22 protein-coding genes are annotated in these 26,726 nt (G+C 67.2%); 12 read left to right on the forward strand and 10 right to left on the reverse strand.

Annotated elements, in window-relative coordinates:
• Nucleotides 1-96 precede the first annotated feature (96 nt).
• Nucleotides 97-792, forward strand: a complete 696-nt coding sequence (locus GR316_RS12590; protein ID WP_211785363.1) for a GntR family transcriptional regulator — start codon at nt 97-99, stop codon at nt 790-792.
• The gene (locus GR316_RS12595) at nt 792-1,085 is read left to right on the forward strand and encodes a DUF1330 domain-containing protein (protein WP_211785364.1); all 294 of its coding nucleotides are present in this window, start codon (nt 792-794) and stop codon (nt 1,083-1,085) included. Before GR316_RS12590 ends, GR316_RS12595 begins: the two co-directional genes overlap by 1 nt.
• 35 nt (nt 1,086-1,120) lie before the next feature.
• Here GR316_RS12595 and GR316_RS12600 read toward each other — a convergent pair whose 3' ends face one another.
• From GR316_RS12600 to GR316_RS12620, 5 genes are all read right to left on the reverse strand, one after another.
• A complete protein-coding gene (locus GR316_RS12600; RefSeq protein ID WP_249218864.1) occupies nt 1,121-2,251 on the reverse strand; it encodes a Hint domain-containing protein in 1,131 nt (376 codons plus the stop codon).
• A gap of 175 nt (nt 2,252-2,426) precedes the next feature.
• Nucleotides 2,427-3,356: a 2-hydroxyacid dehydrogenase gene (locus tag GR316_RS12605; RefSeq protein WP_211785365.1), complete on the reverse strand. Its 930-nt coding sequence runs from the start codon at nt 3,354-3,356 to the stop codon at nt 2,427-2,429.
• Nucleotides 3,353-4,723 (reverse strand): aminotransferase family protein, encoded by a 1,371-nt coding sequence (locus GR316_RS12610; RefSeq protein ID WP_211785366.1) that lies wholly within the window; start codon nt 4,721-4,723, stop codon nt 3,353-3,355. Before GR316_RS12610 ends, GR316_RS12605 begins: the two co-directional genes overlap by 4 nt.
• Complete coding sequence (locus GR316_RS12615) at nt 4,720-6,081, reverse strand: aspartate aminotransferase family protein (protein ID WP_211785367.1); 1,362 nt, start codon at nt 6,079-6,081, stop codon at nt 4,720-4,722. The genes GR316_RS12610 and GR316_RS12615 overlap by 4 nt, the downstream gene beginning before the upstream one ends.
• A gap of 92 nt (nt 6,082-6,173) precedes the next feature.
• A complete protein-coding gene (locus GR316_RS12620; protein WP_211785368.1) occupies nt 6,174-6,905 on the reverse strand; it encodes an SDR family NAD(P)-dependent oxidoreductase in 732 nt (243 codons plus the stop codon).
• A 289-nt stretch (nt 6,906-7,194) separates the two neighbouring features.
• On the opposite strand from GR316_RS12620, the gene urtA reads away from it, so the two are divergent.
• The 5 genes from urtA to urtE are packed head-to-tail and all read left to right on the forward strand — an operon-like array spanning nt 7,195 to nt 12,970.
• Complete coding sequence (gene urtA, locus GR316_RS12625; protein ID WP_390625204.1) at nt 7,195-8,475, forward strand: urea ABC transporter substrate-binding protein; 1,281 nt, start codon at nt 7,195-7,197, stop codon at nt 8,473-8,475.
• Nucleotides 8,476-8,523: 48 nt separating this feature from the next.
• Nucleotides 8,524-10,410, forward strand: coding sequence for an urea ABC transporter permease subunit UrtB (gene urtB / locus GR316_RS12630; protein WP_211785478.1), 1,887 nt, complete (start codon nt 8,524-8,526; stop codon nt 10,408-10,410).
• Between the two features lies 1 nt (nt 10,411).
• On the forward strand, nt 10,412-11,536 hold the full coding sequence (gene urtC / locus GR316_RS12635; protein WP_211785370.1) for an urea ABC transporter permease subunit UrtC: 1,125 nt from the start codon (nt 10,412-10,414) through the stop codon (nt 11,534-11,536).
• Nucleotides 11,533-12,276, forward strand: a complete 744-nt coding sequence (urtD, locus tag GR316_RS12640; RefSeq protein ID WP_211785371.1) for an urea ABC transporter ATP-binding protein UrtD — start codon at nt 11,533-11,535, stop codon at nt 12,274-12,276. Before urtC ends, urtD begins: the two co-directional genes overlap by 4 nt.
• Before the next feature lies 1 nt (nt 12,277).
• A complete protein-coding gene (gene urtE / locus GR316_RS12645; RefSeq protein WP_211785372.1) occupies nt 12,278-12,970 on the forward strand; it encodes an urea ABC transporter ATP-binding subunit UrtE in 693 nt (230 codons plus the stop codon).
• 4 nt (nt 12,971-12,974) lie between these two features.
• Here urtE and GR316_RS12650 read toward each other — a convergent pair whose 3' ends face one another.
• The 3 genes from GR316_RS12650 to GR316_RS12660 form a co-directional block, all read right to left on the reverse strand.
• Nucleotides 12,975-13,589: a trimeric intracellular cation channel family protein gene (locus tag GR316_RS12650; RefSeq protein WP_211785373.1), complete on the reverse strand. Its 615-nt coding sequence runs from the start codon at nt 13,587-13,589 to the stop codon at nt 12,975-12,977.
• A gap of 13 nt (nt 13,590-13,602) precedes the next feature.
• Nucleotides 13,603-17,049 (reverse strand): pyruvate carboxylase, encoded by a 3,447-nt coding sequence (locus GR316_RS12655; protein WP_211785374.1) that lies wholly within the window; start codon nt 17,047-17,049, stop codon nt 13,603-13,605.
• Between the two features lie 91 nt (nt 17,050-17,140).
• Nucleotides 17,141-18,640 carry a CoA-acylating methylmalonate-semialdehyde dehydrogenase gene (locus GR316_RS12660; protein WP_211785375.1) on the reverse strand — a complete coding sequence of 500 codons (1,500 nt, stop codon included), beginning with the start codon at nt 18,638-18,640 and terminating at the stop codon, nt 17,141-17,143.
• Between the two features lie 95 nt (nt 18,641-18,735).
• On the opposite strand from GR316_RS12660, the gene uvsE reads away from it, so the two are divergent.
• The 3 genes from uvsE (at nt 18,736) to GR316_RS12675 (ending at nt 21,121) form a co-directional block, all read left to right on the forward strand.
• Nucleotides 18,736-19,797, forward strand: a complete 1,062-nt coding sequence (uvsE, locus tag GR316_RS12665; RefSeq protein ID WP_211785376.1) for a UV DNA damage repair endonuclease UvsE — start codon at nt 18,736-18,738, stop codon at nt 19,795-19,797.
• Nucleotides 19,798-19,860: 63 nt separating this feature from the next.
• The gene (locus tag GR316_RS12670) at nt 19,861-20,079 is read left to right on the forward strand and encodes a DUF2934 domain-containing protein (RefSeq protein ID WP_211785377.1); all 219 of its coding nucleotides are present in this window, start codon (nt 19,861-19,863) and stop codon (nt 20,077-20,079) included.
• A gap of 61 nt (nt 20,080-20,140) precedes the next feature.
• Complete coding sequence (locus tag GR316_RS12675) at nt 20,141-21,121, forward strand: helix-turn-helix transcriptional regulator (RefSeq protein WP_211785378.1); 981 nt, start codon at nt 20,141-20,143, stop codon at nt 21,119-21,121.
• A gap of 63 nt (nt 21,122-21,184) precedes the next feature.
• On the opposite strand, the gene GR316_RS12680 is transcribed toward GR316_RS12675, so the two are convergent.
• Complete coding sequence (locus tag GR316_RS12680) at nt 21,185-22,141, reverse strand: ParB/RepB/Spo0J family partition protein (protein ID WP_211785379.1); 957 nt, start codon at nt 22,139-22,141, stop codon at nt 21,185-21,187.
• Nucleotides 22,138-23,337, reverse strand: coding sequence for an AAA family ATPase (locus GR316_RS12685; protein WP_211785380.1), 1,200 nt, complete (start codon nt 23,335-23,337; stop codon nt 22,138-22,140). The genes GR316_RS12680 and GR316_RS12685 overlap by 4 nt, the downstream gene beginning before the upstream one ends.
• Before the next feature lie 571 nt (nt 23,338-23,908).
• Here GR316_RS12685 and GR316_RS12690 point away from each other — a divergent pair.
• A complete protein-coding gene (locus GR316_RS12690) occupies nt 23,909-24,916 on the forward strand; it encodes a replication initiation protein (protein ID WP_211785381.1) in 1,008 nt (335 codons plus the stop codon).
• A gap of 145 nt (nt 24,917-25,061) precedes the next feature.
• A complete protein-coding gene (gene kaiC, locus GR316_RS12695) occupies nt 25,062-26,711 on the forward strand; it encodes a circadian clock protein KaiC (protein WP_211785382.1) in 1,650 nt (549 codons plus the stop codon).
• Nucleotides 26,712-26,726: the final 15 nt, after the last annotated feature.

The following is a 26,726-nucleotide window of genomic DNA, read 5'->3' on the forward strand; positions in this document are numbered from 1 at the left end:
GTGGGTCCTCAATTCAATGATGGTACGTTGGCATACCATAATACGGCCTGTCAACGAACCATTGCCACGCAATCGCACAGCCGCTAATCTCGCCGCATGGAACACACCCAAGATACCGATCTGCGGATCTCTCATGCCCCTCAAACCCTGAGGGAAATCGCCGTCGACCGGTTGCGTTCGGCGATCATCGCGGGGCGTTTTCGGTCCGGCGATCGGCTCGTCGAACGTGTGCTGGGCGATCAGTTGGGCGTGTCCCGCACCGTGGTGCGCGAAGCGATCCGCTATCTGGAGGCCGAGGGTCTGGTGGAGATCGCGCCCCGCATCGGCCCGATCGTCGCCCCCCTCGATTGGGCGCAGGCGCGGCAGATCTATGCGATTCGCCGCCTGCTGGAGGCCGAGGCCGCCGCCGACTGCGCCCGCTTGATCACCCCCGCCGATCGGGACCGGCTGACCGCCGCACAGACCGCGCTCGAGGAGGCCGCGCGCCGGTCCGATGCCGCGCGGCTCTATCAGGCAAGCACCGATTTCTACGAAATCATCTTCCTATGCGCCGGCCACGATGTCGCATGGGATATCGTCCGCCGCCTCAACAGCCGCATCTCGCGCCTGCGGGCGTTGACGCTGGCCTCGGATGAACGGCGCGTGTCGGGGCCTGCGCGCATGGCGCGCATCGCGGCGGCGATTCTGGCTGGGGACGGGGCTTCGGCCGCTCAGGCCGTGCACGATCATCTGACCGAGGCGGCCCAGATCGCCGAGGCTCTTCTGAAAACGGATACGGAGGCCCGAACCTGATGCCCGCCTATTGGATCGCCCATGTCACCGTCACCGATCCCGCCGCCTATGCCGGGTATCAGGCCTTGGCCCCGGCGGCCTTCGCGGCGCATGGGGCGCAATTCCTCGCGCGTGGCGGGGATAACGTCACGTTGGAAGGCCCCACCCTGGAGCGGCATGTCGTGATTGCGTTCCCGGATCTGGCGGCGGCGCGGGCCTGCTACGACTCGCCCGAATATACCGCGGCCCGCGCGGCACGGGCCGGGGCCTGCACCGCGCATATCGTCATCGTCGACGGTCTGCCCACCGCATAGCGACGCCCCCGCCGACCCCGGCAGGGGCGCGGCGTTCAAGCGTGGAGTTCCAGCAACTCGCGGTTGCGGTTCGCGTGGCGCTGCGCCAGATCGCGGCCCTCGCGGCCGTTCAGGAGGCGGCGGGCGGCTTCGCGCTGCGCCTCGGTGTCCGTGTCCCGAAGCTCGGGGAAGATGGTGAACACCTCCGCCAGCGCGTCCGGGCCAAGGGATTTCAGCGCCTCGGGGCCGGTATGCAGGCTTTCAGTCGCCGCACCGTTGGAGATGACGACCTCGTGCCGGTCGAACATGAAGTGGAAGTACTCGACCTCGGTCAGATCCTCGGCCGGGTCGATCCCGTCGATCCCCTGAAGCTGCTTGGCCGCGACCAGCACTTCGGACGTGCCGAACATGTTCGCCGCGATGCGCGATTTCACCAGCACCCGGTGCTGCGGCGACACCACCAGATCATCCATGGGCAGCGACGCGCCAAGCGCGCCCGCGCGGATGCGGATCGGGCGCAGCCCTGCATTCCCCTCCATCTGCGCGGCGGTGAAGCGGCGCGAGCCGATCCAGCGCACCGGCTCCGCCCTGCCATCGGCGGTGGAGACCATATCCCCGACCGAGAGCGTCTCCACCGGCACGTCGCCGTTCGGGGTGGCGATCAGCGTACCCGCCGCGAAACACACCACGCGCGATGCATCCACCGACTGATCGACGAAGAACCCTGAAGAGTTGGCGTTGGTGATGGATTCGATCTGGATCGACTGGATGTTCAGATTGTCCAACGTTCCCGCATTCAGCAGGTCGGTGACGAACACATCGCCATTCGTCGTCTGCACGATCAGCGCTTCTACCCGGCTTCCAGGGCTGTTCCCGAGCACGGTCCCGTCGCCCAGCGTCAGGATCACGTTCGCCACGACCGTGGAATCCGACCGCGCCGTCACGCTGCCGCTGCCCAGATCGTAGGTCATCGTGTCGGTGGTGCCGGAATTGATCGCGTCGTTGTCCTCGATCGCTCCGGTGGAATTGGTATCGTCCAGCGTGATGCTGACAAGGCGGAGCGTGCCCGTGTTCGTCGCAGTCAGGCCGTTCAGATCGGAGGCGTTTCCGGCAAGATAGGTCCGTTCTACGGGATCGATATCCGGTTCGTTCCCAAGATAGAACATATTGACGGTAGTCACTGGCATCGCATCACCCTCTCACTTGCTAAACAAAAGTTAAAATAGCGCGGATATGAGAGTTTTTACTACCCCAGATTGCATGACAGTGGGGCGACATTCCACCTCAGTGCAATGCCGTTTTCGAGTCTGCCCGAATATTCAACTACGTCACGGCACCGATATACGCATCCGGCGGCGCGATTCAGTAGCCGCGTCGCAGATCGGCGATGTCGGGGGCGGTGCCGGTTTCCTCGAAGATGCGCAGGTTGCGCGCGATGATCCGGCTGCCCGTCGGCGGGTCGATCAACGAGGCGACATGCGGCGTCACCGTCACGCCCGGATGGGTCCAGAACGGATGTTCGGGCGGCAGGGGTTCGACATGGAACACATCCAGCGTCGCGCCGCCGATCTGCCCGCTGGCAAGCGCGGCCAGAAGATCCTCCTCCACCAGGTGCGGGCCGCGGGCGGCATTGATCAGCGCCGCGCCCGGCGCCAGCCGCGCCATCAGCCCCGCATCGAGGATGCCGCGCGTCTCTTCGGTCAGCGGCAGAAGGTTCACGAGGATCTCGGTCCCCTCCAGAAACGGCGCCAGCCCCGCCTCCCCGGCAAAGCCGCGCACGCCCGGCACCGCGCGCGGGCTGCGCGACCATCCCGCGACATCGAACCCGATCGCCGCCAGCAGCCCCGCTGCCGCCGCGCCCAGATTGCCGAGGCCCATCACCCCCACGCGCCGATCCGGCGCGGCGGGCATCACCACCGGCTGCCACCGCCTTTGGGCCTGCGCCGCCCGCAGCGCGGGCATCCCGCGATGATGGCGCAGCACATGCAGCGCGACGTATTCGTTCATCCGCTGCGTCAGATCGGTGCCCACGGTGCGGATCACCGGCACATCGGGCAGGGCCGCATCCTCCAGCAAATGGTCGATCCCCGCCCCGATGGAGATGATGGCCTTCAGCCCCGCAAAGGCCGCAAGCCGCCCCGTCCCCGGCTTCCACACCACGGCATAGCGGACGGCGGCGGGATCGGTCACCGCATTCATCGGCTGCACCCGCCAATCGGGCAACCGTTCGGCCAGCATGGCGCACCAATCGGCGGTCCGCGCCTCGGACGGGGTGTGGACGGCGACGATCATGCCCCGGCCCCGCCGAATACGCGGCTCAGCGCGGTGTCGATGGCGGCGGTGATGGTGTCGATGTCCTCCTCCGTCACGATCAGCGGCGGGCTGAGGCAAAGCGTGTTGTTCATCCCCGGAAGCGAGCGGTTCGTCATCCCGATGATCACCCCTTCGGCGGCGCATTCGGCCACGACGCGGGCGACCAGCCGTTCCTCGGCGGGATGGCGGGTGGCACGGTCGGCGACCAGCTCCACCCCTTGGAAAAGGCCAAGCCCCCGCACATCGCCGATCACCGCATGGCGCGATTGCAATGCGCGAAGGTTCGCCATCAGCCGCGCCCCCATCGCGCGCGTATTCTCCAGAAGGTTCTCCTCCTCGATGATGCGCATATTCTCCAGCGCCGCCGCCGGCCCCGCCGTGCAGCCCCCGAAGGTGGAGATGTCGCGGAAATGGGCCAGCGGGTCGGCCTCGTCCTTGAACCGCTCGAACACGGCTTCGGTGGTGACGGTCAGCGCGATGGCGGCATAGCCCGAGGCGACGCCCTTCGCCATGGTCACGAAATCGGGCTGGATCCCGAAATGCTGATAGCCGAACCATTCCCCGGTACGGCCCAGCCCGCAGACCACCTCGTCGATATGCAAAAGGATGTCGTAGCGGCGGCAGATCTCCTGCACCCGGTCCCAATAGCCGGCGGGCGGCACGATCACCCCGCCCCCCGCCGTCACGGGTTCGAGGCACAGAAGGCCGACCGTCTCCGGCCCCTCGCGCAGGATCACCTCCTCGATCGCGTCGGCGGCGCGGCGCCCGTAATCCGGATCGTCCCATTGCGCGCGGTATTCAAGGCAATGCGGTACCTCCACGAACCCATCCGGGAAGGGGCCGTATTGGGCCGCACGCTCGGGCTGGCCGCAGGCCGCCAGCGTGCCGAGCGTGGTGCCGTGGTAATCCCGCTCGCGGTAGAGGATCTTCGATTTGCCCCCGCCGTGATGGCGCGCCGAGATCTGGCGCACCATCTTGAACACCTTCTCGTTCGCCTCCGACCCCGAGGTGCCGTAATAGACGCGCGACAGCCCCGGCATCTTCGCCGTGATCCGTTCGGCGAACAGCGCCGCCGGGATCGAGCCTGCCGCCTGTGCGAAATAGTTCATCCGCACCAATTGATCGCGCACCGCATCGGCGATGCTGGTGCGGCCATAGCCGACATTCACCGTCCAGACCCCGCCCGAGACGGCGTCCAGAAAACGCCGCCCCGCCGCATCCCAGACATGCGCGCCCTTCCCCTCGACGATGATGCGCGGGTCCGATGTCTCGAAGGGTTTGTGCTGCATCATGTGATGCCAGACATGCGCCTTGTCGGCGGCGATGACGGGGGCCAGATCGTTCATGCGCCGAACACCTCGCCCATCGCGCGGGCGAACCGCTCCAGAAGCTCCTCCATCTCGGCCTCGGTGATGATGAGCGGCGGGCAGAAGCACACCGCCTCTCCGATCGGGCGGAGCAACAGCCCGTTGCGTTGCGCGGCGGCGGCGACGGCCTGCGCCAGACGGCCCGGCGGGGTGCTGCCCTGCTTGGCGGCCTTGTCCTCCACGAACTCCACCGCCGCGATCAGGCCGGTGCCGCGCACCTCGCCGACATGGGGATGATCCGCGTGGCGGCGCAGACCCGCCTGAAGGATGCGCCCCATCGCGGCGGCATGCTCCACCAGCCCCCGTTCCTCGATGATGGCGAGGTTCTCCAGCGCGACGGCGGTCGCCACGGGATGGCCCGCCGTGGTGAAACCATGCCCGAAGGTGCCGAGCCGTTCCGATCCGTCGGCGATCCCCTGATAGATGCGGTCGCTGAACACGATCGCCGCCAGCGGCTGATAGGAGGAGGTGATCTGCTTGGACAGCACGAGGATGTCCGGCGCGATGTCATAGGTCTCGCAGGCGAACATGCGCCCGGTGCGCCCGAAGCCGTTGATCACCTCGTCCGCGACGATCAGCACGTCGTGGCGGCGGCAGACCTCCTGCACCTTTCGCCAATAGCCCGCAGGCGGTTCGATCACGCCGCCCGCCCCCACCAGCGGCTCGGCGATGAAGGCGGCGACGGTGCCGGGCCCTTCGGCAAGGATCACCGCCTCCAGTTCCGCCGCCAGCCGGTCCGAGAAGGCCTCCTCGCTCTCGCCCTCATGGGCCTCGCGCCAGTGATGCGGGGTGGAGACGTGGCGCACGAAATCCAGCGGCAGGTCGAACCCCTTGTGGTTCCCCGGCAGCCCGGTCAGCGATCCCGACCCGATCGTGATCCCGTGATAGCCCTTCAGCCGCGCGATGAACTTCTTCTTCTCCGGCCGCCCGATGGCGTTGTTCCAGAACCAGACCATCTTGATGACGGTGTCGTTCGCCTCGGACCCCGAATTGGTGAAATGCACCCGGTCCAGCCCCTCGGGCGTCATCTGCACCAGCTTTTCCGCCAGCGCGATCGACGGCTCCTGCCCGCGCGAGGAGAAGAGGTGCATATAGGGCAGCCGCTCCATCTGGCGCGTCGCCGCCTCCACCAGCCGCGGTTCGGAAAAGCCGAGCGCCACGCTCCACAGCCCGGCCATCCCCTCGATATAGGCGTTGCCGTCCTCGTCGAAGACGCGCACCCCTTCGCCGCGGGCGATCACCAAGGGGCCGGTGCGTTCATGCGCGCGTGCATTGGTGACGGGATGCATCAGAAAGCGGATGTCGCGCCCCTGAAGCGAATTGGGAAGGTGGGTCATGGGTGGTCCTGTCGCTGTGCACGCGGCCACCGCAGGGCCGCACGCCGCCGATCAGATACCCGCGATTGCCACTTGGCAAGAGCGCACCCGCGTCAGACGTGCTGACCGCCATTGATGTGGATCTCGGCGCCGTTGATATAGGACGAGGCGTCGGTGCACAGGAAATGGATCGTGCGCGCCACTTCCTCGGTGGTGCCGAGGCGCTGGAGCGGCACCTCGCGCTGCACCAGCCCATCCGTTCCCGGCGACAGGATGGAGGTCGCGATCTCGCCGGGGGAAATGGCGTTGGAGCGGATGCCGAGGGGGCCGAACTCATGCGCCAGTTCCCGCGTCAGGGCCGCCAGCCCCGCCTTGGATGCGGCATAGGCGACCCCCGCGAAGGGATGCACCCGCGATCCGGCGATGGAGGTGACGTTGACGACGGACGCCCGCGCCTTCGTCAGTTCCGGCAAGAGCTCCTGCACCAGCAGCGCGATGGAGACGAGGTTCACGTTCAGCACCTGCGCCCATGTGCCCGCATCCGTCGCGGCCACGCCAAGGCGCGCCCCCTCCGCCCCCTTAGGCGAGATGCCCGCGTTGTTCACCAGCGCGGCCAGTTCCCCATCCGGCAGGCGCGAGCGCACATCGGCCGCCAGCGCCGGGATCGCCGACAGGTCCGACAGGTCGGCCTGAATGTGGCTTTCGCGCGCGCCGGGCCAGCGGCATTCCTCGGAGAAGGGCTGCCGCGAGACGGTCAGCACGCGCCATCCCTCGCGTTGGAGGATCTTGACCGTGGCATGGCCGATGCCGCGGCTGGCGCCGGTCAGAAGGCAAGTGCGCGTCATGGGGAATCCTCCTACAGGGGGGCGGGTGACGGGCGGCAGGATAGGGCCGCACGCGGGCGGCACAACGCGAAACTTTGCCGCCCCCGATATGCCTGCGGATCGGGCACCATCCTATGCGGATGCCGCATGATTGTGCAGATGCCTGAAATCCGCGCCCTTCGTCAAACAGCCGCATTGCCGCGCACGAAGCCGTGATCCTACCACCGAAGACAACCGGCCGCACAGGACCGGCACGACATGACGCGTCCGATGGGGGGCGCAGCACAGGGGGAACGGGACCATGTTCGACATGAAGGGCATCGCGACCGCCGCGACGGTGGCGCTGACGGCGGCTGGCGCGGCCATCGCCCAACCGACCGGAGAGCCGATCAAGATCGGCGTTCTGCATTCGCTTTCGGGCACGATGGCGATTTCGGAAACGACGCTGAAGGACACCGTCCTGATGCTGATCGACGAACAGAACAAGGCCGGGGGCGTGCTGGGCCGCCCGCTGGAGGCGGTGGTCGTGGACCCGGCCTCGGACTGGCCGCTCTTTGCCGAAAAGGCGCGCGAATTGCTGACCGTGTCGGATGTGGACGTGATCTTCGGCTGCTGGACCTCGGTCAGCCGCAAATCGGTCCTGCCGGTGCTGGAGGAACTCGATGGGCTGATGTTCTATCCCGTGCAGTACGAGGGCGAGGAATCCTCGCGCAACGTGTTCTACACCGGCGCCGCGCCGAACCAGCAGGCGATCCCCGCCGTGGATTACATGATGAACGAGCTGGGGGTGGAGAAATTCGCCCTTCTGGGCACCGATTACGTCTATCCGCGCACGACGAACAACATCCTCGACGCCTATCTGAAGGACAAGGGCGTGGATGAGAGCGACATCTTCGTGAACTACACCCCCTTCGGGCAATCGGACTGGTCGCGCATCGTGGCCGATGTCGTGGCCCTCGGCGCGGATGGCAAGCAGGTGGGCGTCATCTCCACCATCAACGGCGATGCCAATATCGGCTTCTACAAGGAACTGGCGGCGGCGGGCGTCTCGGCGGACGATCTGCCGGTGATCGCCTTCTCGGTCGGCGAGGAGGAGCTTTCGGGCCTCGATACGACCGATCTCGTGGGGCATCTGGCGGCGTGGAACTACTTCGAATCCGCCGACACGCCCGAAAACGCCGCCTTCATCGAGGAATGGCACGCGTTCACCGGCGATGACACGCGGGTGACGAACGATCCGATGGAAGCGACGATGATCGGCTTCAAGATGTGGGTTCAGGCCGTCGAAGAGGCGGGCACCACCGATGTCGATACCGTCCGCGAGGCGATGTATGGCCAAGAGGTGCCGAACCTGACCGGCGGCACGGCGACGATGCTGCCGAACCACCACCTGACCAAGCCCGTCCTGATCGGCGAGATCCGCGACGACGGCCAATTCGACATCGTCAGCCAGACCGAGCCGGTCGCGGGCGATGCATGGACCGACTACCTGCCCGCCTCGGCCCCGCTGGAAAGCGATTGGGAACACCTCGATTGCGGCATGTACAACACCCAGACGCAGACCTGCATCCAGCAGAAATCGAACTACTGACGCATGAGGGGGGCCGCGCGCCCCCTTCCCTTTCCGGATGGATGCATGGTGCAGTTTCTGCTTCCCCTTCTTCTGGCGGTGATGCTGGCCTTTCCCGCCGCCGCACAGGATGCCGCCGACGTTCTTCGGGCGCATCGCGATCAGATCGAACGCCCCTCGCGGATGACGATCGGCCCCGTCATCGACGAACTGGCCGCCAGCGGCGATCCGGCCGCCGCGCGCATCCTTGCCGCATGGGAGGAACGCCGCCTCGGCCTTCTGCCCGATGGGCGCTTCGTGATCGAAGAGGATGGCACGCTGACCGATCTGACCGGCGCGGCGGTGGGGGGCGATGCCTCCATGCTGCGGCCCAATGCCGGGGTGCGGGGGCTGATCGCCTCGGCGCGGGTGCGCTTCCAACTGGCCGATCCGGCCAAGCGCGCCGAGGCGCTGACCGCCATCGCCCGCAATCCGGCCCCCGAACATCTGCCGCTGCTGCGCGCCGCCTTGGCCGAAGGGGACGACCCCGCCATGGCCCGGACCGAGCGGCTCTTGACCATCCGCTTCGATCCGGACCCCGCCGCGCGGGTGGCCGCGATCCAGAGCTTCGGCGCCTCGCTCGCCATCGACGTGCGCGCGGCGCTGAACCCGATCCTTGCCACCACGCGCGTCGTGAGCCTTGACGGCCCGCCCCCCGGCAACATCGCCCGCGAGGTGCCGGTGGACGAAATCGGCCGCACCGCCGCCTACGATCTCTTGGTCGCGGCCGATCTGGCCCCGGCCCGCCTCTCCCCCGAGGGGGAGCGTGCGGCGCTTCTGTCCCATGTGGAGGATGGCCGCATCGCGGGCATCCCCGTCGCCACGCTGAACACCCGCGCCGCGCGCGATGCCGCCTATGAGGCGCTGGAGGCGTCGGGCGCCGTGCCCCCCGCCGCCACCGAGGACGAGGTGGACGCCGCCCTCGCCGCCGCCACCATCGCCGATGTCTATGCCGAACCCGAAGAGGCCGTGACCGATGCCGCCCGCGCCGCCCTGCGCGGGATCGACACCAAGGTCGGCCTGATGCGCTTTGCCGATCTGGCGATGGATGCCGTCTCGCTCGCCTCGATCTATTTCCTCGCGGCGATCGGCCTCGCGATCACCTTCGGCGTGATACGCGTCATCAACATGGCGCATGGCGAGTTCATCATGATGGGCGCCTATATCGGCTATGCCGTGCAGCAGGTCGTGCCGAACTACACCCTCTCGCTCGTGATCGCGCTGCCGCTGGCCTTCGCCGTCGCCTTCGCGGCCGGGGTGGCGCTGGAACGGCTGGTGATCCGCCACCTCTACCGCCGCCCGCTGGAGACGCTTCTGGCGACCTTCGGCGTGTCCATCATGTTGCAGCAGCTGGCCAAGAACATCTTCGGCACGCAGGCCCGCCCGCTGACGGCGCCGGGCTGGCTCTCGGGTTCGCTCACCCTCAACGACGTGGTGTCGATCAGCTGGATCCGCATCGCGATCTTCGTGCTGGCGCTGCTGTTCCTCGGCCTCTACCTCTTCATCATGCGCCGCACCCGGCTGGGGCTGGAGGTGCGGGCGGTGCAGCAGAACCCCTCCATGGCCGCGAGCATGGGGATCGCGCCGGGCCGCATCAACATGCTGGCCTTCGGCCTCGGATCCGGCATCGCGGGGATCGCGGGGGTGGCCATCGGCCTCTTCGCGCAGGTCACCTCCGAACTCGGCCAGCAATACATCGTGCAAAGCTTCATGACCGTGGTCGTGGGCGGGGTCGGCAGCATCTTCGGCACGCTGGCCGGGGCGGCGCTGATCGGCTTTTTGCAAAAGGGGATCGAGTGGATGAACCCCTCCAACACGCTGGCCGCCCAGACCTACATGATCCTCTTCATCATCATCTTCATCCAGTTCCGGCCACGGGGCATCATCGCCCTGAAGGGCCGCGCGGCAGGGGACTGACATGCGCCGATCGACGATCATCTTCCTCGCCGCGCTGGCGTTCCTCACCGTGCTGGTGACGGTGCTGGCGGGGACGGGGCTCATCTCCACATCCTTCGTGAAGACGCTGGGCATGACGCTGTGCCTCTGCCTCGCCGCCGTCGCGATGGATGTGGTCTGGGGCTATACCGGCATCCTGTCGCTCGGTCATATGGCGTTCTTCGCGCTTGGCGGCTACCTCATCGGCATGTGGCTGATGTATGCCCGGACCGAGGCGATCGTGGTGCAGGCCCTGTCCGGTCAGACCCTGCCCCCCACCCCCGAAGAGATCCGCGCCGGCATCGGCGGGCAGCTGTTCGGCGTGGTCGGCAGCACCGATATCCCGTGGATCTGGGGCTTCGCCCATGCGCTGCCGCTGCAACTGGCGCTGGTGGTGCTGGTGCCGGGGCTGCTGGCGGCGGTGTTCGGCTGGTTGGCCTTCCGCAGCCGCGTGACGGGGGTGTATCTGTCGATCCTGACGCAGGCGATGACGCTCGCGCTCGCGCTCTATCTCTTCCAGAACGACAGCGGGCTGCGCGGCAATAACGGCCTGTCGGGCCTGCAGAACCTGCCGGGCGTCAGCGCGCCGCAATCGGTGACGGCGCTGTGGCTGTTCTGGGCCTCGGCGGCGGCGCTGGCGGCGGGGTATCTTCTGGCGGCCTATGTCGTGGGCGGCACCTTCGGCAGCGTGATCCGCGCCATCCGCGACGACGAACAGCGCGTCCGCTTCCTCGGCTATCCCGTCGAGGGGTTCAAGCTCTTCGTCTTCACCCTGACCGCGGTGATCGCGGCCATCGCGGGCGCGCTCTATTATCCGCAGGCCGGGATCGTGAACCCGGCCGAGATGATGCCCATCGCCTCCATCTACCTTGCGGTCTGGGTGGCGATCGGCGGGCGCGGGCGGCTTTACGGCGCGGTGCTGGGGGCGGCGGCGGTGTCGCTGCTGTCGAGTTGGTTCACCGGCGGGCGCGCCCCGTCGATCCCGCTCGGCTTCTACACCATCGACTGGGTGGACTGGTGGCAGGTGCTGCTGGGGCTGACCTTCGTTCTCGTCACGCTGCTGGCGCCCAAGGGCATCGGCGGCCTCTTCGACCGGTGGCCGAAATGAGCGCGCTCTTGGAAGTGCGCGGCATCTCCGTCAGCTTCGACGGATTCCGCGCGATCAACAACCTGTCCTTCGCCATCGGCGCGGCCGAATTGCGGGCGGTGATCGGCCCCAATGGTGCGGGCAAGACGACCTTCATGGACATCGTCACCGGCAAGACCCGCCCCGACAGCGGCGACGTGCTCTTCGGCGAGATGGCCCGCTCGCTCCTGCGGATGAACGAGGCGCAGATCGCCCGCGCCGGGATCGGCCGCAAATTCCAGCGCCCCACGGTGTTCGAGGATCAGAGCGTCGCCGCCAACCTCATCATGGCGCTGAAGAAGCCGCGCAATCCGCTGGCGGTGCTGCGCTTTCGCCCCTCGGCGACCGATCATGCGCGCGTGGCCGAACTCGCGGCCGAGGTGGGCCTTTCGGCGCAGACGGACCGCATCGCCGGAGAGCTGTCGCACGGGCAGAAGCAATGGCTGGAGATCGGGATGCTGCTGGCGCAGGAACCGCGCCTTCTGCTGGTGGACGAACCCGCCGCCGGCATGACCGTGGCCGAGCGGGAACAGACGACCCGCCTCTTGCGCCGCCTTGCCGAAACGCGGGCCGTGGTGGTCGTCGAACATGACATGGATTTCGTCCGGCGGCTCGATTGCCGGGTGACGGTGCTGCACGAAGGCGCGGTTCTGGCGGAAGGAACGCTGGATCACGTCACCGCCGATCCGCAGGTGATCGACGTCTATCTGGGGCGGGGATGAGATGCTGACGATACGCGATTTGACGCTGCATTACGGCGGAAGCCAGATCCTGCACGGCATCGACCTCGATGCCCGCGCGGGCGAGGTGACGTGCATCATGGGCAATAACGGCGTCGGAAAGACCTCGCTTTTGAAGGCGATCGCGGGCACGCATCCGCGGTCGGGCGGCAGCCTGCGGCTGGACGGGCGCGACCTGCCCGTGCTGCGCCCCGAGGCGATGGCCCGCGAGGGCGTGGCCGTGGTGCCGCAGGGCCGGATGATCTTCCCCCTGCTGACCGTGACCGAGAACCTGCAGACCGCCTTTGCCCTGCAACCCCGCCCCCACCGCATCCCCGAAGAGGTGTACGATCTGTTCCCCGTGCTGGCCGATATGGCCCATCGGCGGGGGGGCGATCTGTCGGGCGGGCAGCAGCAGCAGCTTGCCATCGCCCGCGCCATGATGATGAAACCAAAGCTGCTGCTTCTGGACGAACCGACCGAGGGCATCCAGCCGAACATCATCCAACAGATCGGCCGCGTCATCCGCTATCTGCGCGACAAGGGCGACATCGCGATCGTGCTGGTGGAGCAGTATTTCGACTTCGCCTATGACATGGCCGACCATGTCTATGTCCTGCGGCGCGGCGCGGTCGATGTCAGCGGCACGCGGGACGAACTCGGGCGCGAGCGGATGCGTCAGGCGGTGTCGGTCTGACGCCTCAGCGGCGATAGGCCGGCAGCGCCAGCCCCCGCGCGATGGCCAGCGCCCTGAGCGCGAACCCCGCCGGGGCGGCGATCAGCGCCGCCACGATCATCGGCAGGCCCGCCCAGACCAAGACCACGAACCCAGCCGCCGCCGCCGCGGCGGCGGTGACATAGATCTCCGGCCGGATCACGATGGAGGGCACGCCCGCCAGCACATCGCGGAAGATCCCGCCAAGGCAGGCCGTGACCACCCCCATCACCGCCGCCGGCAAGGGCGGGATGCCGTATTGCAGCGCCTTTGCCGCGCCATAGACCGAATAGGCCGCAAGCCCCACCGCATCGCACCATTCGACCGCCCGCACCGGCCACATCCGGTTCGGCAGGAACCACACCAGCACCGCCACCGACAGGCAGGTCGCGATCCAGATCGGTTCGTGCATCCAGAAGACCGGCGCGCCGATCAGAAGATCGCGCACCGTGCCCCCGCCCATCCCCGTCACGGCGGCGAAGAAGGCGAAGGTCACCATCGTCTGCCTGGCCCGCGCCGCCATCAGCGCGCCGGACATCGCAAAGACCGCGATGCCCGCCACGTCGAGGATGCCCGTCAGCCAGAATGTTCCCCCGGTCATCGGGGCGCGCGGGTCATTCCAGCTCCACCAGCAGATCCTTGGCGTCGATCTGCGTGCCGGGCGTGACATGCACCGCCTTCACCGTGCCGGCGCGTTCGGCGTGCAGCGCGCTTTCCATCTTCATCGCCTCGATCGTCAGCAGCAGATCGCCCGGCTGCACCGCCTGCCCCGGCACCACCGCCACCGACGCGACCGACCCCGGCATCGGCGCGCCCACATGGGACGGATTGCCCAGCTCGGCCCGCGGACGCGCCGCCTTGGCCGCCGCGCTGCGGTTGGCGACGCGGATCACCCGCGGCTCGCCGTTCAACTCGAAGAAGACGCGCACATCGCCCTCGTCGGTCGTCTCCCCCTTGGCCGAGAGGCGCAGTTCCAGCACCTTGCCCGGCTCCAACTCTACCGGGGCCTCGTCGCCGGGCTGCATCCCGTAGAAGAAGACCGGCGTCGGCAGCGCCCCGACCGGGCCATACTGGCGCTGGCGGCGGGCGTAATCGACGAAGACCTTGGGATACATCAGATAGCCCTGAAGATCCTCGTCCGTGGGGTGGAACGGCTCGTCCTCGGTCCCGACCTCTTCGGCCAGACGGGCGCGGGCGGCCTCCATGTCCACGGGCGGCAGATGCGCGCCCGGACGCGTGCCCGCCGGGGCCGCACCCTTCAGCACCTTGCGCAGGATCGCCTCGGGCCAGCCGCCATGGGGCTGACCGAGATTGCCCTTCAGCATGTCCACCACGCTGTCGGGGAAGCTGACCTCCACGGCCGGATCCTCCACCTGCGCGCGGGTCAGCCCTTGGGCCACCATCATCAGCGCCATGTCCCCCACCACCTTGGACGAGGGCGTCACCTTCACGATATCGCCGAACATGGCATTGGCCTCGGCATAGGCCTCCGCCACCTCGTGCCAGCGTTCCTCCAGCCCCATGGAGCGGGCCTGCGCCTTGAGGTTGGTGAACTGCCCCCCCGGCATTTCGTGCAGCCACACCTCCGAGGCGGGCGCCTGCATCCCGCTTTCGAAGGCCGCATATTGCCCGCGCACCGCCTCCCAGTAGTTGGAGATCGCGCGGATCGCCCCGATATCGAGGCCGGTATCGCGGTCGGTATGGCGCAGCGCCTCCACGACCGAGCCGAGCGGCGGCTGCGAGGTGCCGCCCGAAAACGCGTCCATCGCCGCATCCACCACATCGGCCCCCGCCTCGGCGGCGGCAAGGATCGACGCGCCGCCAAGGCCGCCCGTGTCATGGGTGTGGAAGTGCACCGGCAGGCCCACCTCCTCCTTCAGGGCACGGATCAGAAGGCGCGCGGCGGCGGGCTTCAGCACCCCGGCCATGTCCTTCACGCCCAGCACATGCGCCCCGGCATCGCGCAGATCGCGCGCCAGATCGACGTAATAGCGCAGATCGTATTTCGCCCGCGCCGGATCCAGAAGATCCCCGGTATAGCAAAGCGTGCCTTCGCAGATCTTCCCGCTCTCGATCACGGCGTCCATCGCGACGCGCATGTTCTCCACCCAGTTCAGACTGTCGAACACGCGGAAGACATCGACGCCCTTCGCCGCCTCGGCGACGAAGCCGCGCACCACGTTGTCGGGATAGTTGGTGTAGCCGACGCCGTTGGCGCTGCGCAGAAGCATCTGCGTCAGAAGGTTGGGCATGGCGGCGCGCAGGGCGCGCAGGCGCTGCCACGGATCTTCTTGCAAGAAGCGATAGGCGACATCGAAGGTCGCCCCGCCCCAGCATTCCACGCTGAAGAGCCCGCCCATATTGGCGGCATAGGCCGGGGCGACGCGCACCATGTCGGCGGTGCGCATGCGGGTGGCCAGAAGGCTCTGATGGCCGTCGCGCATCGTGGTGTCGGTGATCAGCAGACGCTTTTGCGCCAGCATCCAATCGGCGACGGCCTTCGGCCCGCCCTCTTCGAGCAATTGGCGCGTGCCGGGCTGCGGATCGCCCATCGCCTCGGGCGGGCGGGGGATGCGCGCGGTGGCGGCCGGCTTCGCCCGGCCCGCCGTTTCGGGATGCCCGTTCACCGTGATGTCGGCCACATAGGTCAGAAGCTTCGTCGCGCTGTCGCGCCCGCGGGCGAAATCGAAGAGCTCCGGCGTCGTGTCGATGAACTTGGTGGTGTAGCTGTTGTTCAGGAAGACCGGATGCTTCAGCAGGTTGATGACGAATTCGATGTTCGTGCTGACGCCGCGGATGCGGAACTCGCGCAGGGCGCGGTCCATGCGGGAAATCGCGGCCTCCGGGGTCTGGGCCCAAGCCGTGACCTTCACCAGCAGCGAATCGAAATAGCGCGTCACGACCGAGCCGGGATAGACCGTGCCCCCATCGAGCCGGATGCCCATCCCCGTGGCCGAGCGATAAGCCGTGATGCGCCCGTAATCGGGCACGAAGTTGTTCTGCGGGTCTTCGGTCGTCACGCGGCATTGCACGGCATGGCCCGACAGCTGGATCGCGTCCTGATCGGCCGCGCCCGTCGCTTCGGCCAGCGTCGCGCCTTCGGCGATGCGGATCTGGGCCTGCACGATGTCGATGCCCGTCACCTCTTCGGTGACGGTGTGTTCCACCTGCACGCGGGGGTTCACCTCGATGAAGTAGAATTGCTGCGAATCCATATCCATCAGGAACTCGACCGTGCCGGCGCAGGCATAGCCGACATGGGCGCAGATGCGGCGGCCCAGCTCGCAGACCTCGGCCCGCTGTTCGGGCGTCAGATAGGGGGCGGGCGCGCGTTCCACGACCTTCTGGTTGCGGCGCTGCACGGTGCAGTCGCGTTCGAAGAGGTGATAGATGCCGCCATGGCTGTCGCCGAGGATCTGCACCTCCACATGGCGGGCGCGCTGGATCATCTTCTCCAGATAGCCTTCGCCATTGCCGAAGGCGGCCTCGGCCTCGCGGCGGCCCTCGCGCACCTTCTGCTCCAGCTCGGCCGCGTTCAGGACGGGGCGCATCCCGCGCCCGCCGCCACCCCAGCTGGCCTTCAGCATCAGCGGGAAACCGATCTCGGCGGCCTCGGCGCGGATGGCGTCGAAATCATCGCCCAGAACACCCGTCGCCGGGATGACGGGCACCCCCGCCTCCAGCGCCACGCGCCGCGCGCTGGCCTTGTCGCCAAGCGCGCGCATCGTTTCGGCGCGCGGCCCGATGAAGACGATGCCAGCCTCCTCGCAGGCATCGACGAAATCGGGGTTTTCGGACAGGAGGCCATAGCCCGGATGGATCGCATCGGCGCCGCACATCTTGGCGACGCGGATGATCTCGGGGATCGACAGATACGCCCCCACCGGCGACAGCCCCTCGCCGATGCGATACGCCTCGTCGGCCTTGAAGCGGTGGAGGCTCAGCTTGTCCTCCTCGGCATAGACGGCGACGGTGCGCTTGCCCATCTCGTTCGCGGCCCGCATCACGCGGATCGCGATCTCCCCGCGGTTGGCTATCAGTATCTTGCGGAACGCGGGCATGGGGGTCTCCTCCTGAAACACGGCATCTTCTCGCCGACGTCACACGATAGCAAGAGATGTGGGGAGGCCAAGCCCCAACCTTGCGCCCGCCTCAGCCCAGAACCGGCATCCCGAATTCGGCCGCCGCCGCCGGCCCGCCCGGCCAGCGCGAGGTGATGGTCTTCAACCGCGTGTAAAAGCGCACCCCCTCCGGCCCGTGCATGTGGTGATCGCCAAAGAGCGAGGCCTTCCAGCCGCCGAAGGAATGGAAGGCCATCGGCACCGGAATGGGCACGTTGATGCCGACCATGCCCACCTCCACCTCTTGGGCAAAGAGGCGCGCGGCCTGCCCGTCGCGGGTGAAGATGGCGACGCCGTTGCCGTATTCGTGGCGGGCCACGATCTCGGCGGCGTGGCGGGCATCGGCGGCGCGCACCACCGACAGGACCGGGCCGAAGATCTCCTGCTTCCAGACATCCATCTCGGGGGTGACACCATCCAGAAGCGTGGCGCCGATGTAGTTGCCCCCCTCGAAGCCCTGCGGCGGGGTGAAATCGCGCCCATCGGCCACCAGCCGCGCGCCCTCTTCGGCACCGCGGGCCACCAGCGCGCGAACCCGCTCCAGATGCGCGCGGGTCACGACGGGGCCCATCTCGGTGGCGGGATCGCTGGCGGGACCGACGCGCAGCGCCTCGATCCGCGGCACGAGGGCGGCGATCAGGCGGTCGGCCGTCTCCTCGCCCACCGGCACGGCGACCGAAATCGCCATGCACCGCTCTCCGGCCGAGCCATAGGCCGCGCCCATCAGCGCGCCGGCCACCATCTCCATATCGGCATCGGGCAGGATGACGGCGTGGTTCTTCGCCCCGCCAAGCGCCTGCACCCGTTTGCCGTTCGCCGTGCCCGTCACATAGACATGCCGCGCGACCGGGGTCGATCCGACGAAGCTGACGGCCTTCACATCGGGATGGGCCAGAAGCCGGTCCACCGCCGCCGCATCGCCCTGCACCACGTTGAACACCCCCGCCGGCAGCCCCGCCTCCGCCAGCCATTCGGCCAAGAGCAGCGCCGCCGAGGGCGTCCGCTCGGACGGTTTCAGAACGAAGGTGTTGCCGCAGGCCAGCGCCACCGGGAACATCCACATCGGCACCATCGCGGGAAAGTTGAACGGGGTGATCCCGGCCACGACGCCCAGCGGCTGGCGCAGCGCATGGCTGTCCACGCCCGTGCCCACATTCTCGGTGAACTCGCCCTTCAGGTGGCTCGGCGCGCCGATGGCGAATTCCACCACCTCCAGCCCGCGCGTCACCTCGCCAAGCGCGTCTTCGTGCGTCTTGCCATGTTCGGAGGAGATCACGCGCGCCAGATCGCCCATCCGCGCCGACAGGATCGCCTTGAACGCATCGAGGATGCGGGCGCGGCGCAAAGGCGGCATCCGCGACCAGTCGCGGAACGCGGCGGCGGCGGCGGCGACGGCGGCATCCACCTCGTCCTCGGCGGCCAAGGCGACGGTGCCTGCCTGTTCGCCCGTGGCCGGATCGGTGACGGGCGCGCTGCGCCCCGAACGGCCCGGAACGCGGGCATTGCCGATGAAATGACCGATGTCGGACATGCAGATTCTCCCCTGTTTGCGGGCACTATCGGGGCAAATGCGCGGCCGCGCAATCGCGGGGGGAAACCAAAGCGCGCCGCCGGGGTTGATGCGCCATGACCCGCCCCGCATCCCCCTCCCGCCCGCTGCGCCTTGGATTTCCGGTCAAGGTGATGGCCCGCCCGGACCTCAAGAGCCACGATGCCCGCCGCTGGCAGCAGGGCCCGCATCTGAAGACCTCGCTCGAATATCTGGACGGGGTGCTGGGCCATCTGGCCGAGGCCGGGATCGGGATGTACCGCATGTCCTCGGACCTTGCGCCCTATGCCACGCATCCCGACATGCCGCAGTTCCACAGCATGATCGCGGACAGCGATGCCGAGCTTGCGGCCTTTGGTGCCAAGGCCCGCGCGCAGGGGGTGCGGCTGTCGTTCCACCCGTCGCAATACATCCTGCTCAACAGTCCCGATCCCGAGCTGACCGAACGCAGCATCCGCGATTTCGCGGCCCAGGCCGAGATGCTGGACCGCATGGGCCTTGGCCCCGAGGCGGTGATGGTCACCCATGTCGGCGGCGTCTATGGCGATCACGAAGGCAGCCGCGCCCGCTGGCTGGAGGGGTATGAGCGTTGCCCCGAACCTGTGCGCCGGCGGCTGGTTCTGGAACATGACGACATCCGGTTCTCGGCGGCGGATGTGCTGTGGATCCACGAACGCTGCGGCGTGCCGCTGATCTTCGATCACCAGCATTTCTGCTGCCTGAACCCCGAGGGGCTGGCCCTGCGCCCGGTCTTGGAGCGCATCCTCGCCTCGTGGCCCGACGGGGTGCGGCCGAAGGTGCATTTCTCCTCTCCGCGCACCGAGATGCGGGAGATCCGGCGCAAGGCGAGCGATGCCGACCGCGCCGCCGCCCGCGAGGGGCGCACCCCGCCCGGCGCCCCGCTGAAGGAACCGCTGACCCCCGGATCGCGCATGAAGACGGTGCTGATGCCTCCCGTCTGGACCGGCCATGCCGATTACAACAACCCGTTCGAATTCATCGCCTTCATGCGCGCCGCCGAGGGATTGGAGTTCGACGTGATGCTGGAGGCGAAGGCCAAGGATCTTTCGCTGCTGCGCCTGCGGGCCGATCTGCCGCGCTATGCCCCCGATGTGGCCGCGCGCTTCGGCCGTGGATGACGGCGCGGGGGAACCCTGCCCCATCCGTCCGTGTTTTCCCCCCGCAACACCCCGGAGGACATCATGAGCCGAGACGATGAGATCAGAGCCCGCGCCCACCGCATCTGGCAGGACGAGGGCGAACCCGAGGGCCGCCACGAGGATCATTGGACGCGGGCCAAGGCCGAACTCGATGAAGAAAGCGGCGCCGGCGATGTCGGCGGCAGCCTTGGTGGGCAAATGCGCCCCGCCGAACCGGCCGTGAACGCCGGCAGCGTGTCCGGCCCGCGCAAGGCCCGCTGAAGGCTGGACAGCCGCGCGCTTCCCCATCATCGTCGCCGCGTTGGTGCGAGGGAGCGCGGGGATGTCATACACCAAAGCCCATGATCTGATGCGGCTGGCGCAGATGGCGGCTGCGCGTCATTCGGGTGTGACCTTGGATGAGATCGCGGAGGAATTCGGGATCGTCCACCGTTCGGCCCAGAGGATGACGAACGCGCTGGAGGCGATCTTTCTGTGCGAGGTGACGGATGGGCCGGACCGCAAACGCCGCTGGAAGATCCGGGAGCCGCGCCCCCTGCGCCTGCCGCGCCGCCCCGACCGTACGATCGCCGCGCTCGATTGCGCGATCCGCGATGCGCGGGCGGTGCACCGCAACATTCAGGCCGAGGCGCTGGCCGATCTGCGCGATGCGCTGATTACGCAGATGGTGCCGCAGGATGCCCGGCGGGCCGAGGCCGATGCCGAGGCGATGCTGCAAGCCTTGGGCCATGTCGCGCGTCCCGGCCCGCGCATCCGCACCGATCCCGTGATCCTCGGCACCATCAGCACGGCGATCCGGGGGATGCGGCGGCTGCGACTGCGCTATGGCGATGGCCCCCTGCCCCGCACCGTCGACCCGCGCGGCATCCTCTTGGGGGAGCGGACCTATCTCGTGGCCTGCGATCCGGCGCGCGGCCCCCGGCCCATGACGTTCCGGCTCGACCGTATCCACGAGGCCGAATGCCTGAGCGAGCGGTCCGAGCCGGAGCCGGGGTTCAACATCGACGCCTATGCCGCGCAGAATTTCGGCGTCTGGGACGATCCCGAACAGCGGGCCGAGGTGATCTGGCGCTTCACCCCCGAAGCGGCCGACCATGCCCGCGACTTCCTCTTTCACCCGCATCAATCGTTGGAGCCGCAGGAGGATGGCAGCCTGATCGTACGGTTCACCGCCTCCGGCTGGTTGGAGATGGCGTGGTTTCTCTACAAATGGGGCGACAAGGTGGAGGTGCTGGCCCCCGAGGGGCTGCGCCGGATGGTCGAAGGGCATCGGCGGTCCGATTTCGGAACCGCGATGCCCTGAGCGGCGATTTACGCCGCAAGTTACTGTATTTATTCGTTTATGCCGAAAATTGCCAATTGGCAATCAGCCCCGGCGGGCCTCCAGAAACTGATCGAAGGCGGCGCGCAGCGCCTCGTCGGACAGACTTTCCGCGAATTCCAAGGTGACTTTGCCGTTCTTGCGATACATCGCGACGCCGCTTTCATGGATGTTGCGGCGGAAGAGGTTTGCCGGCGGGCGCGCCTTTTTCGGGCCGGTGGCGGCGGCCTTCAGCCGGGCCAGAACCTGGGCGGCGGGGACCGGACCGCCCTGCCCCGCCTGCTCGGCCGCAAGCTCGGCCGCGGCGGCCAGAACCTGATCGCGGGTCCGCGGATCGGACAGCAGCGGGCGCAGCGTCCGGGCATGAAGCTCCTTTACCTCGCGCAGATTGGCATAGGCGGCGATGATCTCCTGCGGCAGCCGCGCGAGTTGCAGATAGCGCGACAGCCAGCCCTCGCTCACCTCCAGCCGTTCGGCCATCGCCTTCTGACGGCCGCCGTAATAGGCCTCGAGCGCTTGGGCGTAATCGCGGGCGCGTTCGTAGTCGGAGATGTCCTCGCGGTCGCGGTTCTCGATATCGGCAAGGCGGAACGCCTCTTCGTCGGTCAGATCGCGCACATCGACGAGGTAGCGGAACTGTGGATAGTTGTGCGCGCGCAGCCAGCTGATCGCGAAATGACGCCGCGCGCCGCAGATCACCTCATACCCCTCGCCCTTGCGGCGGACGATGGCCGGAAACTCCTGCCGGCCTTGCGCGCGAATGGAAGTGATGAGATCGGCGCAGTTCTGCTCCGTCAGCAGCGCGTATTCGCGGTTGTGGCGTTCCCACATCACGCATTGCGCGGGATCGACCCAACGCAGGGTCTTCTCCTCCCGCTCGCCGCTGTCGGAGAGCGCGTTGGAGCGTTTGAGGAACCGCGCCCCGCCCCGGTCTTCGACCGTCGGTGCGGCGGTGTCGAAGCCCTTCAGGATGTCGTCGATCGCGTCGTGACGCTTGCTCATAGCATTCCCTCCTTGCGAAGTGCGCGGTGATGGCTGGGCCAAGTCTTGCGGGCCAGAAGCTCCACCTCGCGGCCGACGGCATCGAGATAGGCCCGGCAGCGCCGATGCGTCTCGGTCCGGGTGGCCGCGCCCGTCAGCTCGTACACCGTGGACAGATTGGCGGTGGCGTTGTCGATCTCGGCGCTGTCCTTCAGCGTCGCCTGCAGCATGTCCTGCGGAAAGACCGCGTCCATCATGCGTTTGATCGCCATATGCGCCGACTTCTGATCGTTCATCTTAGACGCCAAAATCTTGACGAAAGCATAATCGCGCGCACCGCCATGCTGGGCAAGCTCGGACAGGGTCGCTTCCATCATCTTCAGGAAATGCGCCGTGGAGGCGAAATCGATGTTGTTCGGCGGCGCCGGGATCAGCAGCGCATTGGCCGCGCGCAGCACCGAGAGCGAGAGCATCCCAAGCGCGGGCGGCGGATCGAGGAGCACGATGTCGAATTGATCGGCGATGCTCTCCACCCCCTCGCGCAGCCGGTCGAGGATGAAGGCCGGCTCGCGCGCCATGCGGGCCGCGAACTCGTATTCGGCATCATAAAGGCCGAGGTTCGCCGGGATCAGCGCGATGCCCGGCCAATAGGTCGCCCGTAGCGCGTAATGCAGCGATTTCGGGCCGCCATGGCGCAGGAAGGGATAGAGCGTATCCTCATCCTCGTCGACATCGACATCGGGATTCATGCCGAACATCGCCGTGGTGGAGGCTTGGCTGTCGCAATCGATCACGCAGACGCGGTAGCCGCGCAGTGCGAAATACTGGGCCAGATGGCAGACGACGGTGGATTTGCCGACGCCGCCCTTGAAGTTCTGAACCGCCAGAACCAGCGCGGAATCCTCGGGGTCGCGGTGGGGCAGCGTGCCGAACACCTCGCGCATCTGGTTCACCTGCGACAGGGTATAGCCGCGGCGGCGCTGCGTGTCGGGGTCCTTGTCGGGTTCGGGCAGGCGGCCATCGCCTTCGGCGTCCCGGATCGCCTTTTCGGTGCGGCCGACCATCTCGGCGGCGGTGCGGACGTTGAACCGCAGGTCCAGCTGTTTCTGGTTGCCGGGCGCGAAGACCCGCTCGCGCAGACGCTCGATCACGGTGCTGGCGCGGTGGGTCAGCTGGGTCAACTCGTCCAGCGTGACGGGGGGGAGAACGGATGTCATGACGCTCCTCGCAAGATCGGGCGGATGATGCGTTATCGCGCCCCCCGCGTAAAGTTCGGAAATCCGGGGGTGCATGGCCAAAAAGCGTAAGTTGTGCGGATTGCTGGCCAAAACAGGGGCGAAATCGGCCCGGCCCCATCCAATAAGTAAGGTTTGGACGGTAGGGCGCAGATCCTCCTACCATCATCCTGTGGATAAAACCTCTGCTGAGTTCAGATTCTTTCTGGGATTCTAGTGTTCTGTAACGCCAAGATATTGATTTCGCGCGTTAATAGGTCCCCATCCCATACGTTTCGGGTGCCAATTCCTACGGATCGGGACGGAAATGCTTACGAATCGGGGTGGTTTGCCTTACGGATCGGGCAAGTCCGAAACCTTACGGATCGGGTGAGAATCGCCAGCCCGCGCCAAGCCCCGATTTAACTGCGCCTTGTCAAGCTGTTGCAGGGGGCCTCCGCGCGGTGGGGGAACGCAATCCTTACCTTTTGGGTGCCATGCTCGGTCCACGCTCCGGGAGACTTGAAACCTTACGCTCGCCCGAGTACAAAAGTAAGACTTCCGAGGTATGAGCATGGCCGAAAAATCCTATCGCACCGTCGAGGCACGCCCGAATGCCGACAGCCTCATCAAGCCCGGAGAGCTGGTGGACCTCGTGGAGGTTACGCCGCTGACGCTGAACGACCGGCGCATCTACAATCAGCTTCTGGAAAACGCGTGGGAGGCGATCGACAAGCCGGTCAGCCATGTCATCGCCAAGGCGGCGCTGCGTGGGTCGCACAATTCCAACGACCGCATCGGCGAAAGCCTCGAGCGGCTGATGTCCGCCATCGTCAAGGTCGCCGTCACATGGGATGGGGAACCCGCGATCGAGCGGGTGCAGCTTCTGGGCGGCAACGTGGAGGCGAACCGCGCCGACGGGCTTTTGGAATACGAGATCCCGGCGCGGCTGCGGCGCATCATCGGCAACTCCACCGTTTTTGCGCGCCTGCAGCGCGAGGTGATGTTCGCGCTCTCCTCGAAATACGCGCTGACCCTCTATGAGATGGTGCAGAAGCGCGGCAATCTGCGCTGGCGCTCGTCCGAGCGGTTCACGCTTGAGGCGCTGCGCGGGGTGTTGGGCGTGCCGAAGGGCAAGCTCACCTCATGGTCGAACCTGAAGCTGCGCGCGATCGACCCGGCGGTGGCCGAGGTGAACGCGCTGTCCGATTTCATGGTGGCGATCGATCCGATCAAGACCGGGCGCAGCGTCAGCCATGTCGAACTGCGCTGGTGGCGCAAGGATGACGATGCGGCGGGCGCGGCGGACCGGGCGCTGCAATATTCCAAGGTGGGCCGCAAACAGCGGACCGAACCGCCGGCCGCGCCGCAGGGCAGGGCGCGCCCGGCATGGCTGGACGGCAAGGGCCAGCCCCTGCGCACCGAGACTTATGAAACCGCGCGGATGCGGCATCCGGGTTTCGACATCTACTTCGTGGAGGGCGAATGGCGGGCTTGGGCGGCAGGCAAACCGGCGGCGAACGATCCCGATCGGGCCTATCTTGCCTTCTTCCGCAAATATGCCGAGGCGAACCCGCTGTGATTGCCAATTGGCAACTTTTCCGAAAATGGCCTGAATTCAGTATGTTGTACGATTTACCCCCGATTGCCCTGCCTGCGCCTGCTTCGCCGATTGGCACGGCAGGGACGGCGCGCTAGACATCGTGGATCAAGGAAAGGCGCTCCCCATGGCAGGCATCTCCAAATCGCCCACCGGCATCGCGGGTTTCGACGAATTGACGCATGGCGGTCTGCCCACCGGACGCCCCTCGCTCGTCTGTGGAACGGCGGGCTGCGGCAAGACGCTCTTCGCCTCCACCTTCCTGATCCAAGGCGCGCGCGAGCATGGTGAGAATGGCGTCTTCGTCACCTTCGAAGAGCGCCCCGTGGACATCGTGGCCAACGTCGCCTCGCTCGGCTTCGGGCTGGACGAGTTGATCGCCGAGGATCGCATCGCCATCGAACATATTTCCGTCGATCCGGCCGAGCTGGCGGAGATCGGCGAGTATGATCTGGAGGGGCTGTTCCTGCGGCTGGAACTTGCGATCGACGCAGTGGGGGCCAAGCGCGTCGTCCTCGATACGATCGAAAGCCTGTTCTCCGCCTTTTCCAACCCCGCGATCCTGCGCGCCGAGATCCGCCGTCTGTTCGACTGGCTGAAGGATCGCGGCATGACCACGGTCATCACCGCCGAACGCGGCGATGGCGCGCTGACGCGGCAGGGGCTGGAGGAATATGTCTCCGATTGCGTGATCCTGCTGGATCACCGGGTGCACAACCAGATCTCCACCCGCCGGATGCGGATCGTGAAATATCGCGGCACGGCGCATGGCACGAACGAATATCCGTTCCTGATCGACGAGGACGGTTTCTCGGTGCTGCCGGTCAGCGCGCTCGGCCTCGATCACCGGGTGTTCGACGAACGGGTGGCCTCGGGCGTGCCGGATCTGGATGCGATGGTGTCGGGCGGCGGGTTCCACCGCGGCAGTTCGATCCTCGTCTCCGGGGTGGCGGGGTCGGGGAAATCCTCGCTTGCGGCGTCTTTCGTGGGGGCGGCCTGCGCGCGGGGGGAACGCGCGCTCTATTTCTCGTTCGAGGAATCGGCGGCGCAATCGGTGCGCAACATGCGGTCGATCGGGCTGGATCTGCAACCGTGGCTGGATGCCGACCGGCTGCGCCACATCGCGGCGCGACCGACCTTCTACAGCCTCGAGATGCATCTGGCGATCATGCTGCGCGAGGTGACGCGCTTCGATCCGGCGGTGGTGGTGCTGGATCCGATTTCGGCCTTCCTCGAATCGGGGGACCGGATGGAAGTGCAGGCGATGCTGCTGCGCATGGTCGATTTCCTGAAGAGCCGCGGCATCACGGCGGTGTTCACGCATCTGGCCCATTCCCAGCAGGGGGAGACGGCGACGGATGCGGGCCTGTCCTCGTTGATGGATGCGTGGATCCTGATGCTGAACCGCGAGATGCAGGGCGAGTTCAACCGCGAGCTCTACCTTCTGAAGGCGCGGGGCATGTCCCATTCGAACCAAGTGCGCGAATTCGTCATGAGCGCGAACGGAATTCGCCTTCTGCCGCCCTATCTGGGGGAAAGCGGCGCGCTGACGGGGTCGGCCCGCCGCGCCGAAGAGGCGCGCCTGCGCCGCGCCGAGACCGAGCGCCGCCACGAGGTGGACCGGCGCCGCCGTGCCGCCGCGCAGCGCATGGCCGAATTGCAGGCCGAGATGGAGGCGAGCGCCGAGGAGATGCGCCTTCTGGATGAGACGGAAGCCGCGTATCAGCGGCAGGCGGAAGCGGACGCGACCGAGATGGAAGCGAGCCGCAAGGCGTGATCCCGCGAAGGAGAC

The organism is Falsirhodobacter algicola (assembly GCF_018279165.1).
GTDB lineage: Bacteria > Pseudomonadota > Alphaproteobacteria > Rhodobacterales > Rhodobacteraceae > Falsirhodobacter > Falsirhodobacter algicola.